The sequence below is a fragment of the Clostridium estertheticum genome (assembly GCF_011065935.2).
GTDB lineage: Bacteria > Bacillota > Clostridia > Clostridiales > Clostridiaceae > Clostridium_AD > Clostridium_AD estertheticum_A.
Genome location: NZ_JAAMNH020000001.1, coordinates 1,512,737 through 1,530,576, shown reverse-complemented (window position 1 = coordinate 1,530,576; position 17,840 = coordinate 1,512,737). Strand labels below are relative to the sequence as shown.

The following is a 17,840-nucleotide window of genomic DNA, read 5'->3' as shown; positions in this document are numbered from 1 at the left end:
CCCTTGAACTAAAAATTTATTAACTATTTCTTATATTTTAAAGTTAATATAATACTATATACACCATAATTAGAATAGTTTAAAATAGAGGAAAGAATGTCAGCACGTTTTTCCAGTTGTAGCAATTCCGAAGTGGAACAAGAAGTAACACACTTCCTATTTTTGAATTCGTTAAGGAGATGTTTAATTTGAAAAATAAGTCTAAGTTATTATTATTTTGTATAATTATTTCAATGTGCTTTATTGCAGAGGGCTGTATCAAAAAAGTTAAACCTATTATTACTCCTACTCCTAGCCCATTAACACCTGCAAAAACAGAGGCCCCTATAAAGACCCCGCAAAAATACTTTGCTCCCTATACAGGTGAAGAAGTAAAAAAAGAAATATTAGATAATATTGCTGTGCTTGCCATAGTAGAAAATTCCCAAACTGCAAGACCTCAATCTGGAATAAACGCTGCGGATATAGTTTATGAAACCTTGGCTGAAGGCGGTACGCCTAGATTCATTGCATTATTTCAAAGCGGCGATGCGCAAAAGATTGGACCAATTAGAAGCGCCAGGTCTTATTTCTTAGATATTTCAAAAGAATATAACCTTCCTTTTGCTCATTGTGGAGGAAGCGAAGAGGCTCTTGACGAAATAAAGAATGAAAACTTAATGAGTATGAATGAAATGAAGTACGCTTCTACTTATTGGAGAGATAACCTGAGGAAAGCTCCTCATAACCTTTATACTTCTACAGATAAATTAAGAGAGCTTGTTAAAACAAAAAAATTTATAAAAGCCCCCACTGTAAAATTGAAATTTGACAAGAGCTATTGGGATAGCAATAAATTTTCCCCAGCTACAAATGTATTTTTAAAAATAAATAACCTTTACAACACTAGTTATACCTATAAAGATGGCCTTTACTTTAAAAGCATGGATGGAGTATCTTCAACTAATAAAGAGGATAAGCTTCCTTTAGCCTTTAAAAATATAGTGGTGCAAATCACTTCCATTAAAACACAAGCGGATGGTCTTCATTTAGACATTGCTCTTGTTGGCACGGGAGATGGTTATGTTATTAGCAATGGCAAGTTTGTTAAAATGCACTGGTCTAAGAAAAATGTAGTTTCGCAAACCCTGCTGACTGATGAACAAGGTAATGAATTGCCACTGAATCCTGGAAAAACTTGGTGGAATATTGTAGATAAGAGTAGTAAAATAGATATTAAATAAATTACAGGACTAGTGGATACCTTTGAATTAATCTAAAAAACTAGCAACCTATTTTAGCTGCTAGTTTTTATATTCTATTCGATTTCTTCCATTTTCTTTAGCTTTATATAATAGATCATCAGCATTTTTAACCAATTGCACAGAGGATTCATCTCTATATTGCTTTATTCCTATACTTATTGTTATTTTTAAACCCTTATTAAATTTATATTTTTCAATTTCATTCCTTATTTTTTCACCTATACCAAAAGCTTCATCAATTCCTATTTGCGGAAGTATTATTATAAATTCTTCTCCTCCAAACCTTCCAACATATCCTTTATCATTAACATTAGTAACTAAAATATTTGATACAGTTTCAAGAACATAATCTCCAAATAAATGACCATATGTATCGTTAACATTTTTAAAAAAATCAATATCAAGCATCAACAGTGACAATTCTTTTTTATTTATATCTACATTAAGTTTATTTATTTCACATTTAATTATTTCTACTGAATATTGATGATTATATAGTTTAGTCAAACCATCTCTAATAGTTTTCTCCTGCAGTTCTTCATTCTTCCTTCTCAATTCATATTCTATACTAATATCCTGTATAACAAGAACTGCTCCTATAAAATCATGAATTTCATTATCAAAAATAGGTATATAAGTTATGTTAGTTGGAATCTTTTCGCCATACTTACTTAGTATTTCTATATCATTATACTTTTTTTCCTGTTTCTTAATATTTACTAAGTCAATTTTTTTCTTATCATTTCTATCAAATAAACAACTAATATTTTTACTAAGTAGTTCATCCTTTTCAAAATTCAACAAATTTAAAGTATGCTTAGAAACTTTTATAATCTCAGACTTTTCATCTAGTAATATAACCATCTCAATTATTTTGTTTCCAATTTCCTCTAATAAGAACTTTTCTGGAAGCCTTAAAAACTTATATTTTGTAATTACTATATAAATTCCTATAATCATAATAACAGAATACAATTGTCCCATATAAGGGAAATTTACAAGCCCAAATATGGGTATTATTGTTTGAGTTAATAGATTTAGACAAAATGGAATTATGCTTGACAATACTAATATCTTTGATTGTTTTTTTATCCTTTTACTATCAGTTCTTAATCCCCAAATAAACAAAACTATTATACTAAGGAGTAAAAACGTAAAATTGTATAAAAAATCACCAATATAAAAAAATTTACTTACAAGTATTGAAGTTTTTATACCCTCTCCAAATAGAAATACTGACATATATAAAAATAAAACTGCTGGAGAAAATATCAAAACTCTAGCTATCCTTTTCTTTATTATTCTACTTTCAGTAATTAGAAGAACTAAATATAGTGAAATTGCACTAAAACTACACCAACCAATGGCAGATACCTTGTTCCATAAAGCAAAAACGTATCTATCATTTGATACATATGCAAAAGCATAAGCAAAAGACCAAATTGCATAACTTGTACATAATAGAAGAAAAAATCTATGAATAATTGATTTTATGTTTTGTCTAAATGTGTAAATTCCAACATACATATATATAAATACAGAAACTAATGAAAATGCTGCAAACAAACTACTTTTATCCATGCATTTATTTCCTCTCTACCCTTAATAATATAAATTATACCATAATTCGAACAAATTCTAAATATTCTCTAAATCATTTTCTTTACCACCGACTATTCCTAAACAAAAGAAAATGCGTTTGTTCAAGAACCTTAATTCTATCTACCAACGCATTAAATATTTTTTTAATTATTTCATTTCAACAAGTTCATATTGTTTACTACCTAAGCCTATCTTTTCTGCATAATCAAGAGTAGCTCTTCCTCTTCTAAATACAGTTTTACCATTGTTTTTATCAAGCACATCAAGACAAGCCTTATCAATTGCTACTGCATCAATAGAAGCAAAAACCCCAACATCAGCTACTATTGGTTTCATGTTATGTCCATCACAATCGCAGTTTCTAGTTATATTAAAAGCAAAAGTTATATAAATATTATTTTTATCAATTGCAGCCGCATAAGCATATTCTGCAAGCCGCTCATTAAAGGACTTAGAAATTGATGCAAACCAACTATTAGAGATAGCACCATAGGGACAAATCGTCATACAGGAAGCACAACCAATACATTTGTCTTTATCGATTTTTGCTTTTTTATCCACAGTTATTGCATTCTCTGGACATATTTTTGCACAGGCATTGCAAGCTTTGCATTTAAAAGAGCTTATCTTAGGTATAGAGTTTGCATGTTGTGCAAGTTTTCCACCTCTTGATGCACAGCCCATTCCAAGTTGCTTTATAGCACCACCAAACCCAGCAAGTGCATGTCCTTTAAAATGACTAATAACAATTAGTTGTTTTTTATTAGCAATTTCTTTTCCTATTTTACACTTATTAAAATTCTTTTTATTAATCTCAATTTCTTCATAAGCTTCACCATGTTCTCCATCCGCTATTATTATAGGAATCTCTGTAAAACCATGTTCCAAAGCAAGTTTTAAGTGCTTTTCTTTTGTAGTTCTTTCTCCTCTATAGAGAACATTAGTCTCCATATATGCACTATCTACATTTTCTTCTTTTAAATAATTTATTATTCCAGCAAAATTTTTAGATCCTATAAAAGTTTTATTTCCCTTTTCCCCAAAATGAACTTTAAGGGGTATGAACTTTTCAAGACTTATACTTTCTTCTTCTACAAGCTTTTTTAAAAGTTCGCTGGCAGCATTACTTATCTCTTCTGTTTTGGAGTATGAATCAATAGCTTTAAAATATACCTTGTTCACCAAGAAAACCACCTCTCTATACTTTAAAATTTTCTCTTAATAAATTAAATTTTTATTTCCTGTCTTTGTTTAAAATTGAGCTAAGTTCCTCTAATCCTGAAATCATTCTCTCCGCCTTTTCTGGTTCGAGTCCCCCAACAACTACATCGTCAAATCTATCATTAATACCAGCTACATCAATGCACTTTAAGCACTTAGTAGATATAGATAAATTAACCATCCTTCTATTTTCCGCTGGTATTTTCCGGGAAACGTATTCCCTATTTACAAGTCCATCTACTATCCTTGAAACCGAACTTTTAGGAAACTCTATCTTTTCACTAAGTTCATTAAGGGACATTGTTTTATTTTCATATAGTTCTAGCATTATCATCATTTCAGGAACTGTTAGTTCAAATTCTTGTGAAATAGATTTTAAGCACCCCTGAATAGATTTAAACAGTGAAATCAATTTTTCTGCGCAACCGCCTGAATAACACATAATCACACTTCCTTCTACTTCTGAAATATTTCCGTGACCACTACATCTGGATGATGATACCGACCTCTGTTTACTGTAACTTTTTTATATTGAATCGATTCTTTTGGACACCACTGCATACATGCAACGCATTGCTCACACTTATGTTGCCATTGCGGTTTCTCCTCTATCATTTTTATATTATTAGCAGGACACACCTTTGAACATATACCACAACCATTACATTTCTCGTCTGTCCAGAAATTTTTATCTTTTTCATAAGGTTTAAATCTAGTATAAAGCATACCACCAACAGCTTTCATTATGCTTTCGCCTACTCCACTAAATTTAATTATTTCATTATTATTTATACTTCTAACAATTTCAGTGATTTTTCCTTCTTCATTTTTAAAGTCCTTCTTTTGTTTTTCCTCTGAGAACGGTGCATACATTACTTGATAATTTCCTGGCATTTTCATTTTAAATGCTGCTGAAAGCTCAAGGCCTTTATAATTTAATAGCTTTTCTAATTGGTCAATGGCAGCACCCGCTGCTGCTCCGAAGGTCACAATTGTAAAAACATATGCATCCTTAGGGATTTCAACACTTTCAATAAACTCTTTAACTAAAAGAGGCATTCCAAAAGAATATACAGGAAAAACAATCCCAATTTTATTCCCCGCTACGTAATTATTCACCACAGTATTTTTGCAAATTTGTATAATCTCTGTATCTTTTAATTTAGCTACAATATCCTTTGCTACCTTTAAAGAATTTCCTGTACCACTAAAATAGTAAATTGTTGTCTTCATAGAAAAAACACTCCTATTTATTATTATTTTTCAAAAAAAATAGAATAGTTCCATATGGAACTATTCCACTGTATATAATATTATTGTAAATCATTGTCACTGTCAAGTGGTTATCAAAATAAAAAACGTATTTGATTTTTCAAATACATATTCTATTAAAATCCTTCTGAAATATCGTTAAACTTTGATTTTACCAGTAACTGCTGCTACTGTCATAACTATTGCCAATATAACCATTGCTATCATGGCTACCTTTTCTCTATGAGTAATAGCTTCATTTTTTTCTTTTTTGGCTCTTAAATAAAAACCTATACCAATAGCATAAATTATAGATGCAAGCCCTAAATATCCAATTCCTACTGCATATATAACATAAATTGAATATATGATTGCAAGTATGGCTATAAGCTTTTCTTTAAAATGCCCACTTTCTTTATGATATACCTTGAATGCAAACATAGAAGATAATAAGTATGGTATTAATATATTAGTTGTACCTATATGTGTGGCAACATAATAAGCCTTTTGTAGTGCTGGTGAAAGCATAGCAAGCATTCCTACTTGTGTTGCTAGCATTGAAAATATAAAAGCATTAATAGGTACGTTTTTATCATTATTTACTTTAAACCACTTAGGCATTAGCCCATCCTGAGCAGCCGGAATATACAAAATTTCTGTGGTTAGCAAAAGCCAACAAAGCAAAGCGCCCATGACAGAAATTAAAATTCCAACTTTAACTATAATTGCACCTGCACTTCCCAATGCAGTTTGTGCTAAAACGGCTGCCAGTGGTGTTTGTGCTGCAATTAAATCCTTAGCTGGTATAATTCCCATTGACAATATAGATATAGATACATAAAGTATTGCTGTTATAATAAGTGAAATTATTGTTCCTTTGCCAACGGATATTTGAGATTCTGCTCTTTGAGACAAAACTACTAAACCTTCTACACCTACGAAGCACCATAAAATTGTTCCCATGGCTCCACTTATCTGTTTACCTAAACTAGCGGTGTCACCACTGGATGCTAAAATTGTCTGCCAATTGGCCACATTAAATATACCTATTTTAAAAGCTGAAAATCCAAAAATAATTACTAAAAATAGTGGTATAACTTTAGCGATTGTAACTATTAAATTCAGTATACCAGCTTGTCTTATACCTCTTTTTATTACAAAATAATATATCCACAAAATAATTGAAGCAAGTACAAATGCTAAAATAGGAGGCATAGAATATCCTTCCCCAATTAAACTATTAATAGTCTTGAAAATTAAAATAATAAATGCAATGTTTCCAAGAAAAGAACTTGTAAAGTACCCCCAAGCTGAATTAAAGCCTACGAAATCACCAAACCCTTCTTTAGCATAGGAATAAATTCCACCTTTTAATTCTGGTCTTTTATTTGAAAGCATGTAAAATACCAATCCGATCATTATTACGCCAAAAACTCCAATACCCCATGAAATGAGAACTGCCATGGGATTTGTTGTTGTTATTAGGTCTGTAGGGCTATTAAAAATACCTGATGCAATCATAGTACCTATGCCCAAAGCCACAAGTAACCCAAGTCCTAATTTTTTATTATCTTCTGCCATTAAAAAAAATCCTCCTTTAATACTAACTATTTATTTCACTTTGCTAAATCTTTGCCATCTCCAAAACCCAACTTTATTAGCCTCTATGACAATAGTCTCTATGATAGTTTCTCCGTTTTCGCCTAATTCATTCTAAAAATACAATATCACCTTGAGCTAATGCAAAAACTTTAGCAAGGTTTTAAGTTATTTTTATAATAAAAAAATAATGACCCTCTCTTTCTGAAATAATCATTGTATAAAAGCCCAACAAAAACTCAAAGTAAGGCGTCATTATTAGTATTATTATATCATTATTTGTCGAATATATCCAACTAATACTTACTGAATATCTACTTTATATTCCTTCCCACTACTCTTAACCACAATCTTAACATAAGTCTTGCTCTCTCCAATTGGAGGTGTGCTCTAGTTTTGTTGCCCTCCTGCAGCACCATATGGAAGGTTTTTGTATTCTTTCCCATCAATAAATATGGAAACCTCAGTGGCAAAAGGTACTAGATCTGAAACCATGTATAAGTCTCCATAAGTGGCAGCTTTTGTGAAGGTTCTTAATCTGATTTTTTCTCCTTCTGCTTGAAAATCTTTATCTATATGAATTACTTTACTAAGAGATTTCATATTATACAAGTTTATGCTAAAAATAGTTGTTTAACTAGCATTTATAATTGTGTGTCACCCTATATATATTAAATCAAAAAAGAGCACCAATAATTGTTGCCCTCACTTGTCATCGAAAGATTTACCTCTTATAAATTTATAACACGTTAATTAATGCTAGAGTCTTCTTTCTTATTTACTAACCTTTCTTTTATAATTTTTACATAGTCATCAATAAATTTATGTTGAACTTTTCTAACATCAAATTTAAATAGCTTAAATGCAAACTGTACAAAATAGCCTCCGCCAATTACCATAATTAGTGTTCCAAAGCCTACCGTTCCCCCTAAAAAATACCCAACAACCAATACTGTAAACTCAATGCAATTTCTAATAAATCTAACAGATTTTTGAGTCTTTTTTGTTAGTGATACCATTAATCCATCTCTAGGGCCAGACCCGAGTCCTGCACTAATATAAAAATAACTAGCAATCCCTATAACAAACATTCCAAGAAACATCATTATTACTCTTGCTATTATATTATTAAAAATAGGCACCAGATGATTAAGCATCAATAAATCCATAAAGATACCTATAAACAACATATTGAATATAGTTCCCAGTCCAACTTTTTCCCCAAGTACCCAGTCTAGTATGACAATCACCAGTCCAGCCATAATGCTTGCCTGTCCCATTGTAATCCCTGAAAGTTTTGATATACCTTGGTGAAAAACATCCCAAGGGGATAATCCTAGATTTGCATTAATAGTTAAAACTATACCCACTGCATATAGAAAAAGACCTACAAATAATCTTACTAAAGTTAATAAAGATTTTTTCATCCAAGAAACCTCCAATATTTAAACGTAATTTATAATATAATTATAAGATAATTATGTATATTAGCAAAGAAAAAAAGAGTGAAATATATTCTTATATATTTCACTCTTTTTAATCACATTTATTAGCTTTATAACACTATTTTAGTGATTCCTAAACTTTTTAAAATACCTGTTGAAATTGCCTGGGCTAATGTTGTTTGGTAAGTTGTTGTAATTAATAGTTTTTCCTCTGCTGCATTAGACACGAAGGATGTTTCTACCAATATAGCTGTAGTATTTGTATTATTTAAAACATAATAACCTGCTGTTTTAATTTTCCTATCTACTCTTCCGGTTGCTTTAATTAACTCAGTTTGAACAGCTTGAGCTAGCTTTTGTCCGGCTGCACTACCACTCTTATAAAAAGTCTCAATACCACTTACTGTGGGAACTGAAAAACTATTGGCATGTATACTTACAAAATAATTTGGTTTAGCATTATTTGAAACATCACATTTTGCTTGAAGACTCTGGGTTTTATCAATTGTTCTTGTGTATACCACGTCAACACCATTCTTAGCCAATATATTTCCTACTTTTAAAGTAATTGCGAGTACTATAGTCTTTTCTTTAGTACCCATCGCTCCTACTGCTCCTGAATCCGCTCCTCCATGCCCTGCGTCTAAAACCACTTTATACTTCTTTAAAGCTACCTCTTTTACATTAATTGTAACTTTCACTTTCTTATCATAATTTTTTATAATTCCTTCATAGGTATAAGTACCTGCCTTAGTTAAAGAAACTAAAGCCTCAGGCCATTCTACTTCAACCTCTTTTTTTGAATTATTACTCATAGTGGCCAGTACAGTTTTAGGGAAAGTATACTGATTACCTACTTCCAAATTAACTATTATATCTCCCACTGAAGATACATTAAAAATAGAATCGTAGTTAGAATCCGTATTTGCAAAACCTGCATATTTCATTAGCCCATTTGCTATAGCCTTAGCAGCGTTATTTTGATACTTTTCATTAGTTAATAACATCTCTTCTTCTGGATTACTTAGGAATCCTAATTCCAAAACTACAGATGGACAGCTTGTCTTATTTAATATTTCAAAACTTCCGTCTTTTATTCCTCTATCATTAGCCTCTGTTGCTTTTATAAGTTCGCTTTGCATTAATCCTGCTAGCAGTTTATTCTTATTACTAACATCCGATTGGTAATATGTTTCAATTCCATTTGAAGTATCTAGTGGATATGAATTAGTGTTTATACTCAAAAAAACATCAGCCTTTGCATTCTTCGCTATTGCAGCTTTTGCATCATCCTCATTACTCACATTCCAGGATACTGAATCACTTTCTCTAGTATATACAACTTTGAATCCTCTTGCTTTTAGGATATTACCTAGTTTTAACGCTGTACTTAAATTTATCTCCTTAGCCTTAGCACCATTTTTACCAGTGATCTCTTTAAAGTACTGAGCGGGATCAATACATACAGTGAACTCACTTGGTTTTGTAGGTGCACCTGTACTAAAATCCATTCTAACTTCTTTAGGAAGAGGCTTTCCGTCTGTAGATTTAACCTTTTCCGTCACTATCAAAGTATAGTCCTTATTGGCTTCATAATTTTGTATAGGCCTTACTATTACATTTTTATTGTTATTAGCTAAACTAACATTAATGTCTATGAATTTGCTATCCTGGCCGACCACCTTAATATTTGTGTTATTCACAGTAGTAGAACTTAGTGATTTATTAAAACTCACTGTCCAAGGTTTACTAACAACCACATTCTTTTTAGCGCCTATGTCCGTATACGTGCTAGCCTTAACTATTATTTGCATAGGTATACACAATGCAAAAGCTAAAATTATAGTTATAAATGTTTTAAAGATATTTTTCATATAGCCCTCCTGAATCCCCATAGTTATCATATTTAATTAAGGATAATTTACATAATTTTAAATATGATTGTAAATTGTGGTATTAATTCTGAGTTAAGTATACTACATTTTCATTCTATTCTGTAGGATTTATAAATATTTTTTAATATTTTTTTTAACAAATTTAAAAGAAGTATTAAACTATAACATTTGTCTGTAAATTTTTATAACAATCTTATGCTAAGAACATTAATAAAGAACAAATTACTTAAAAAATATGGTAATAATTAAAAAATGATACATAATATTTCAGGAAATAGAAAAATAAGCATGAAATGTTGCAAAAAAATGCGAATAATGTTATTGTATATGGGTATCAGGGAAAATTTTGGAGAAATATAGTCCTTGTAAACGATTAAAAGCAATTATAAATTAATTTATTGGAGGGAGTTCATAAAATGAACAAGATAGAAGTTAAAAAGCTTACGTGGCAAAATCTAGCACTTATTGCTTTTGTTATGGTATGGGGATTTGGAAATGTTGTTAATAACTTTGCCAATCAAGGTTTACACGTTGTTGGATCATGGGTACTTATTATTTCATTATATTTTATACCTTATGCTTTAATGGTAGGGGAATTAGGGTCTACATTTCAGGACGGAAAAGCAGGGGTTAGTACATGGATCAAATCTACAATGGGGCCAACCCTGGCTTACTTAGCAGGATGGACTTATTGGGTAGTTCATGTACCATATTTAGCACAAAAACCTCAGTCAATTTTAATAGCATTAGGATGGGTAGCAACACAAAACGGAAAATTCATAAAGGGTTTTAGTCCACTAGTGCTGCAATCAATAACATTATTACTATTTTTATTTTTCATATGGTTTGCTTCAAGGGGTGTTAATTCATTGAAGAAAATAGGAACCATAGCAGGGATATCTGTATTTGTAATGTCAATGCTATACATAGTGATGGTAATCGCAGCACCTTCAATTACAGGTGTGAAAATTGCAACAGCACACATAACATTCAAATCATTTATTCCAGATTTCAACTTTGCATATTTCACAACAATATCTATGCTAGTGTTTGCAGTAGGTGGATGTGAAAAAATAGCACCTTATGTTAATGATACAAAAGACCCATCAAGAAATTTCCCTAAGGGAATGATCGTACTTGCAATAATGGTTGCAGTATCAGCATTACTCGGTTCAGTTGCAATGGGAATGATGTTTGATGGAAATCACATCCCAGTAGATTTAAAAATGAATGGACAGTACTACGCATTTAAAACATTGGGGAACTACTACGGAGTAGGAAACTTATTCCTAATTTTGTATGCTATTGCGAATATGCTTGCTCAAATTTCTGCATTAGCATTCTCCATTGATGCTCCACTAAAAATATTATTTGCAGAAGGAGATAAAAAATATATTCCTGCTAGTCTAATGAAAACAAACAAATATGGAGCTCCAATTAATGGATACAAAATGACCGCTGTTTTAGTTGGAATTTTAATAATTGTACCAGCCTTAGGTATTGGAGATATGAATACTTTATTTAACTGGTTATTAGACCTAAATTCAATTGTTATGCCAATAAGGTATTTGTGGGTATTCTTAGCATACATGGCCTTAAGAGGCTTTGCTAAAAAGAAATTCTCTTCTGAATATAAATTTATAAAGAATGATAAACTAGCATTCATAATAGGTTTATGGTGTTTCGCATTTACAGCATTTGCATGCATCATGGGAATGTTCCCAAAAGCAGCAACAAACAAATCAGAGTACACTTTCCAACTTGTACTTAATTTATTAACGCCATTTGTTCTTTTAGGACTCGGACTTATTCTACCTTTAATCGCAAAGATATCAAATAAAAAAAATGATATAAATAGGTCAGAGGATATAAATATATAATTTAGAAGACTTCTAGTTTATATATTTAAAAAATTGCAACAAAAGAGCTAAAGCATGCCAGCTTTAGCTCTTTTTCTAACCTCTAATAAAATATGTAGCTATAACTACGGTACCTAAAACAAATCTATATATAGAAAATACCCCAAATCCTTTAGTTTTTAAATAATTCAGTAAAAATTTAATACTTAAAAAGCCTACGACTGCAGCTGTTAAAACAGCTACAATAAATGGTGTTTTATCTATAGTAACAGTTCCCATTTTTGTGGCATGATATAATGCATCTCCAATTATTATGGGAGTTGATAGTAAAAAAGTGAACTTAGCTATAGCTTCTCTTTCTATTCCTAAATAACGACCTGCAGACATAGTAATACCTGATCGTGATACACCTGGTATTATTGCAAATATTTGAGAAATACCAACTATAAGACTTCTTTTTAATCCTATATCTTCTAGTTTAATTTTTTCAGCACTATTTTTATCTGCATAATATAATATTATACCCAAAACAATAAGTGTAACTCCAATAAGAGCAGGGTTTCTAAAGGCTTCCATATATTTATCTAATAAAACTCCGAATAAACCGCCAGGAATTGTTGCTAAAACAAGTAGCCAAAATAACATTCCATCCTTTGATTTAGGTTTCCGAATTCCAGCATTAATTAATTTAACCCAATCTTTCCAAAAAAATAGAATTACTGCTGCTGAAGTTCCTAGATGTAATGCTACATCAAAAGCAACGCCAGGATCCTTCCATCCAAAAAACCATGGAACTAATACTAAATGAGCTGTGCTTGATATTGGGAGAAACTCCCCAATTCCCTGTACTATTCCGTAAACAATAGCTTGTAAAATATTCATATAATTTCTCCTCTGCTTTAAAGTTTTATATTCATTTTGAAATATCCTATTTATACTATTTTTTTATAAAGACGACGAACTTTTGATGGAGCTATTTACTCTCCGCGCTAAGGATATCATCTTCATTATTTTCCCCTTTTTTTCTCTTTTCTTTTATAAACACTATAACTCCAGGCAGTAATGAAATAATTATTATAGCTATTAAAACATAAGAAAAATGATTTTTTATAAACGATAGATTACCAAATAAGAAACCCATGCCTAAGAATAAACTTACCCATAATCCTCCACCAATCATATTATAAGGTATAAATTTAGAGTAATTCATTTCGGAAATACCCGCTAAAAAAGGTGCGAAGGTTCTAATTATAGGAATAAATCTTGCTATCACTATTGTCATTTGACCATGTTTTTCATAAAACTTCTGAGCCTTTATTAAATACTCCTTATTTATAAATCTTACTTCTTCTTTCGCGAGTATCTTTTTCCCAATTTTTTTACCAATATAATAATTAGCAGTATCCCCAAGTACTGCAGCAAGATATACTACTACTAGAAGAGTAAATATATTCATTGATCCAATTGCTGCTAGTGCTCCTGCTGCAAATAACATTGAATCTCCTGGCAATAGTGGCATAACAACCAAGCCTGTTTCAATGAAGATAATAATAAAAAGAATAACATATGTTAATATGCCATACTGCTGTATTATTAAAGCTAAATACTTATCAATATGCATTAATCCATTTATAAAGTTAATTAAAATGTCCATAATTTTTCCCCTTTCGTTGAATAACATTTCTATAAGTTTTCCCATGTTTTTTATTATATATTTGGAAGATTAAGATTAGATTAAAAAAGTCTGAGATTTAGCTTAAGAATTATGATATCAATAATAAAAAAACACCTAGACAACAGATAAATCTGAAATCTAGATGTTTAATATTATAGTTATTTTTGTTCCAATGCTTTCCTCACTTACTACATTTATAGTTCCCTTGTGCATCTCTATAATCCATTTAGCAATAGATAATCCAAGCCCAGTACCACCTTTTTCTTTAGATCTAGACTTATCTACAATATAAAACCTTTCAAATATATTTTGGATTTCATCTTTTGGAATTCCTACGCCACTATCACTAATAATAATCTTTACTGTTTTATTGCAAATCTCTGAACTTATATCAATTTCCCCTTGTTCTGGCGTAAATTTAATACTATTTTCAATGAATATCCTGAGCATCTGCTTCATCATTTTATAATCTGCAAATATACTTACAGGATCATTTCTGTGGCTTGATATAATATGCCTAGGGTCTATAAGTACACTTTCACTCACCACTTCGGAAATAAGCTCATTTAGCCAAAATTCACTTTTCTCTATTATTTGATTCCCGCTATCACCCTTTGCAAGAAATAATAGTTTTTCGACTAAGTTTTCCATGTTACTACTTTCTAGCACAATAGCATGAATAGACTTTTCTAAGGCTTCTTTATCATCTTTTCCCCATCTATCAAGTAAGTTTGCATAACCTTGGATAACTGCAATAGGAGTTCTAAGCTCATGTGATGCATCAGATACAAATTGAATTTGCCTGTCAAAGGCTCCCTGGAGCCTATCTATCATTTTATTAAATGTATTACCTAGTCTTTTAAGTTCATCATCGGGACCTGTGACCTCTATCCTTTCCTTTAAATTATTAATGCTAATATTATCAGCAGCTTTAGTTATATAGTCTATTGGTTGTAACATTTTTTTGCTTATACTATACCCAAGTAAAATTGAAGCAATAATCCCTATAAAATCGGCTACTGCCATAAGTGCAAATAGAATTGTAAGGAAGTCATATTCATTCTCCATATCCTTCACTATTTGAATATACACGGGACCATATTTCACGGTTTCAATTTTTAAATTTTTAAATACCAAATGTTTATCATTCTCTTTAATTTTTTTAATTTTATCAAAGGGTTCTTTAATTTTAATACTATACTTAAACTCCGTGGATATGTTTAATACCTTTCCATCTTCTTTTACTATCCTTATAGATATATTTTCTTTAGATGGAACATCTGAAATTATTTTTTTATCGGATAGATCTACTTGTTCTGTCTTTGATATAGCCTTATTTAACACCATTATTTTAACATCTTCTACTTGCTTATTTGCCTGGCTATACAAGTAATATTTTATTCCATATAAAACGGATGCATTTAAAATCAGCAAAACTAATGAGAACATCACTGCATAAACTACAGTTAATTTTACAGAAACTTTTGCACTTTTAATAATTTTAAAATTCATAATTATTCACCTTTAACAACATATCCAACACCTCTTATAGTAGTTATAAGTTTATCTTCAAATCCATCATCAATTTTACTTCGTAAATACCTTATAAACACATCTACTACATTAGTATCTCCTATGTAGTCATAACCCCATACCTTTTCGATTAACTGCGATCTTGTAAGCACAACATCTTTATTTATCAGCAGCATCTCTAAAAGGTCATACTCTTTTTTTGTAAGTTCAATCTCCTTGCCATTTCGCTTAACATTATGAGCCTTATTATCCATGACAATATCTTTCACTTTGATTTCGTCCCTGTTATTGCTTATGGATTTATTTCTTTCATACACCCTAATCCTTGCTAATAGTTCTTCTATTGCAAAGGGCTTTGTGAGATAATCATTTGCACCTACATCAAGGCCCAAGACCTTGTCTGATATATCACTTTTTGCCGTAAGCATAATTATAGGTACCGTGGAGGATTGTCTTATTCTTCTGCAAACCTCAATTCCATTAATTCCAGGTATCATAATATCAAGGAGTATTAAATCATATTGATTTTCCTCTGCGATATTTAGACCTTCTCGTCCATCGTAGGCCAAATCAACATCATATCCTTCATGATTTAATTCCATTTCAACGAACATTGACATTAGTTTTTCATCTTCCACTAAAAGAATTCTAAAATCCTTCAAGATAACACCACCCTTTTATACTGAAATAGTGAGCTAGTGGCCCACTATATATTACTAATATACACTATTATCACGTTCTTAGCCATATTCATCCACACCTTTTCTTTATTCACTATTTAAATTTGGTGAAGATTCCATAACGCCCTATTAAATTATAAATAATTTTAATAAAGTAATCATTTTTATAGGACAAACTTTAAAAATAATTATCAAAAAAACGCCAGGCAAGTTGCACGTTAATCTGCAACCCAACTGGCGTTTTATATTTTATTTGCTTTTTACTAAATTTGCTGAGACGATATATCTGTCTTCAATAGCTTCTGTTATCTTTATTATGGCTTACTTTGACTTTGTAAGTCCAGTTCTTTCATTGAATTGTTCGATAAGTTTATCTAGTTCTGGTCCCATTTGATGCAGTTTTCCCCAATAATTTTCATAATCATACCATTGTGCATTTAACTCATCCAAATCGTACTTTTGTTGCTCAATCCAAGTGTAGTACTTAAGGTTGTGAATGCGTTTTTTACTTTGGTAAGTTAACTCTTCCATACTGTCTGTTCTAACACCTAAAACACTTCTGTTATGATCAATAGCAGCATCAACTTCTGAATAATCTCTGCCTCTTTCTGTTTTCATTTCTTCTAGTCTTGATCCATACATTTCTGCTGAATCTGTAAGTACTGTCATTACCATATCATTTTCTGTTAACTCATAGTATTTAGCAAATTTAATACAAGTTAGGATATTTGCAGCACCAGATATACCAACATATGAAAGTTTTTCAATTAGATCTTCTGAAATTCCTTGCTGCTTTAAATATGCTTTTCCAGCTGGTTCATTAAATAGCTTAAACATAGCCAATGCATCATTATCATCAACAGCAACAACCATATCTGTGTTGCGAACATTATGAATCCAAGGAATATGTTTATCACCAATACCTTCAATTCTATGATCACCAAAACCATTATTTAGTAGTGTTGGACATTGGAGTGCTTCACCAACTGCTATTTTAGAATTTGGGTATTGATCTTTCATAAAGTCTCCACTTCCAAGTGTACCTGCTGAACCTGATGTTAAGCATACACCAGCAAATCTTCCATTTTTACCAGCTTCAGCTTTAACAATGTCGTTCATTGCATTACCAGTTACTTCATAATGCCATAAATGATTGCCAAGTTCACCAAATTGGTTAAATATAACAACGTTATCTCTAGTATTTCTAAGTTCCCATGTTTTATCATAAATTTCTTTTACATTACTTTCACAACCAGGAGTTGCAATAACTTCTCCAGCTACTTTTGAAAGCCAGTCAAAACGTTCTTTACTCATATTTTCAGGTAATATAGCAACAGCTTTGCATCCAAGTAATGCAGAATTGTAAGCTCCACCACGGCAGTAATTACCTGTTGATGGCCAAACTGCTTCATGAAAAGTAGGGTCAAATTGTCCAGTAACTAAACGTGGAACTAGGCAAGCAAAACTTGCTCCAACCTTATGACATCCAACTGGAAAATACTTTCCAACCATTGCAAAAATTCTTGCTTTAACACCTGATATTTCTGAAGGAATTTCTATATAGTTTGGTAGGTCATTGTATAGTCCACCCTCTTTTACAGGTTGATTTTTCCAAGAAATTCTGAACAAATTAACAGGATCAATATCCCATAAACCAGTAGTTTTTAATTTTTCTTTAATCTCTGCAGGTATCTTACTAGGATCCTTCATCTGAGCAAAAGTTGGTATAACAACATTTCTTTCTTTAGCACTCTCCACGGTTTTTTTAAGTTGCTCTTCATTGATTGTTAAATCTATTAAATTTTTCAATTAAAATCCTCCTCTTTATATATATAT

At 31.1% G+C, this 17,840-nt stretch carries 15 protein-coding genes; 2 read left to right on the top strand and 13 right to left on the bottom strand.

Going from position 1 to position 17,840, the window contains the following annotated elements; all coding sequences use genetic code 11:
* The first annotated feature begins 188 nt into the window (after positions 1 to 188).
* Positions 189 to 1,223, top strand: coding sequence for a DUF3048 domain-containing protein (locus tag G9F72_RS07065; RefSeq protein ID WP_164956628.1), 1,035 nt, complete (start codon positions 189 to 191; stop codon positions 1,221 to 1,223).
* Positions 1,224 to 1,283: 60 nt separating this feature from the next.
* Here the strand turns inward: G9F72_RS07065 and G9F72_RS07060 are convergent, their stop codons facing one another.
* The 8 genes from G9F72_RS07060 to G9F72_RS07025 all read right to left on the bottom strand — a co-directional run bounded on the left by G9F72_RS07060 (position 1,284) and on the right by G9F72_RS07025 (position 10,236).
* Complete coding sequence (locus G9F72_RS07060) at positions 1,284 to 2,825, bottom strand: diguanylate cyclase (protein ID WP_164956627.1); 1,542 nt, start codon at positions 2,823 to 2,825, stop codon at positions 1,284 to 1,286.
* 168 nt (positions 2,826 to 2,993) lie between these two features.
* Complete coding sequence (locus G9F72_RS07055; RefSeq protein ID WP_164956626.1) at positions 2,994 to 4,028, bottom strand: DUF362 domain-containing protein; 1,035 nt, start codon at positions 4,026 to 4,028, stop codon at positions 2,994 to 2,996.
* A gap of 52 nt (positions 4,029 to 4,080) precedes the next feature.
* Entirely contained in the window at positions 4,081 to 4,509 is a 429-nt protein-coding gene (locus tag G9F72_RS07050; RefSeq protein ID WP_164956625.1) for a MarR family winged helix-turn-helix transcriptional regulator, read from the bottom strand.
* A gap of 14 nt (positions 4,510 to 4,523) precedes the next feature.
* Positions 4,524 to 5,300, bottom strand: coding sequence for an EFR1 family ferrodoxin (locus G9F72_RS07045; protein ID WP_164956624.1), 777 nt, complete (start codon positions 5,298 to 5,300; stop codon positions 4,524 to 4,526).
* 177 nt (positions 5,301 to 5,477) lie between these two features.
* Positions 5,478 to 6,899: an amino acid permease gene (locus tag G9F72_RS07040; RefSeq protein ID WP_164956623.1), complete on the bottom strand. Its 1,422-nt coding sequence runs from the start codon at positions 6,897 to 6,899 to the stop codon at positions 5,478 to 5,480.
* A 408-nt stretch (positions 6,900 to 7,307) separates the two neighbouring features.
* The gene (locus G9F72_RS07035) at positions 7,308 to 7,520 is read right to left on the bottom strand and encodes a hypothetical protein (protein ID WP_164956622.1); all 213 of its coding nucleotides are present in this window, start codon (positions 7,518 to 7,520) and stop codon (positions 7,308 to 7,310) included.
* A 146-nt stretch (positions 7,521 to 7,666) separates the two neighbouring features.
* Entirely contained in the window at positions 7,667 to 8,344 is a 678-nt protein-coding gene (locus tag G9F72_RS07030; protein ID WP_164956621.1) for a YczE/YyaS/YitT family protein, read from the bottom strand.
* A 128-nt stretch (positions 8,345 to 8,472) separates the two neighbouring features.
* The gene (locus G9F72_RS07025; protein ID WP_164956620.1) at positions 8,473 to 10,236 is read right to left on the bottom strand and encodes an N-acetylmuramoyl-L-alanine amidase; all 1,764 of its coding nucleotides are present in this window, start codon (positions 10,234 to 10,236) and stop codon (positions 8,473 to 8,475) included.
* Between the two features lie 437 nt (positions 10,237 to 10,673).
* Here G9F72_RS07025 and G9F72_RS07020 point away from each other — a divergent pair, with 437 nt between their 5' ends.
* Positions 10,674 to 12,137, top strand: coding sequence for an amino acid permease (locus tag G9F72_RS07020; RefSeq protein WP_164956619.1), 1,464 nt, complete (start codon positions 10,674 to 10,676; stop codon positions 12,135 to 12,137).
* A 75-nt stretch (positions 12,138 to 12,212) separates the two neighbouring features.
* On the opposite strand, the gene uppP is transcribed toward G9F72_RS07020, so the two are convergent.
* The 5 genes from uppP to G9F72_RS06995 form a co-directional block, all read right to left on the bottom strand.
* Positions 12,213 to 12,998 (bottom strand): undecaprenyl-diphosphatase UppP, encoded by a 786-nt coding sequence (gene uppP / locus G9F72_RS07015; RefSeq protein ID WP_164956618.1) that lies wholly within the window; start codon positions 12,996 to 12,998, stop codon positions 12,213 to 12,215.
* A 91-nt stretch (positions 12,999 to 13,089) separates the two neighbouring features.
* On the bottom strand, positions 13,090 to 13,770 hold the full coding sequence (locus tag G9F72_RS07010; RefSeq protein WP_164956617.1) for a VTT domain-containing protein: 681 nt from the start codon (positions 13,768 to 13,770) through the stop codon (positions 13,090 to 13,092).
* Between the two features lie 159 nt (positions 13,771 to 13,929).
* The gene (locus tag G9F72_RS07005) at positions 13,930 to 15,303 is read right to left on the bottom strand and encodes an ATP-binding protein (protein WP_187356045.1); all 1,374 of its coding nucleotides are present in this window, start codon (positions 15,301 to 15,303) and stop codon (positions 13,930 to 13,932) included.
* A 2-nt stretch (positions 15,304 to 15,305) separates the two neighbouring features.
* Positions 15,306 to 15,986, bottom strand: a complete 681-nt coding sequence (locus tag G9F72_RS07000) for a response regulator transcription factor (protein ID WP_164956616.1) — start codon at positions 15,984 to 15,986, stop codon at positions 15,306 to 15,308.
* A 339-nt stretch (positions 15,987 to 16,325) separates the two neighbouring features.
* Entirely contained in the window at positions 16,326 to 17,813 is a 1,488-nt protein-coding gene (locus G9F72_RS06995; protein WP_164956615.1) for a pyridoxal-phosphate dependent enzyme, read from the bottom strand.
* Positions 17,814 to 17,840 lie beyond the last annotated feature (27 nt).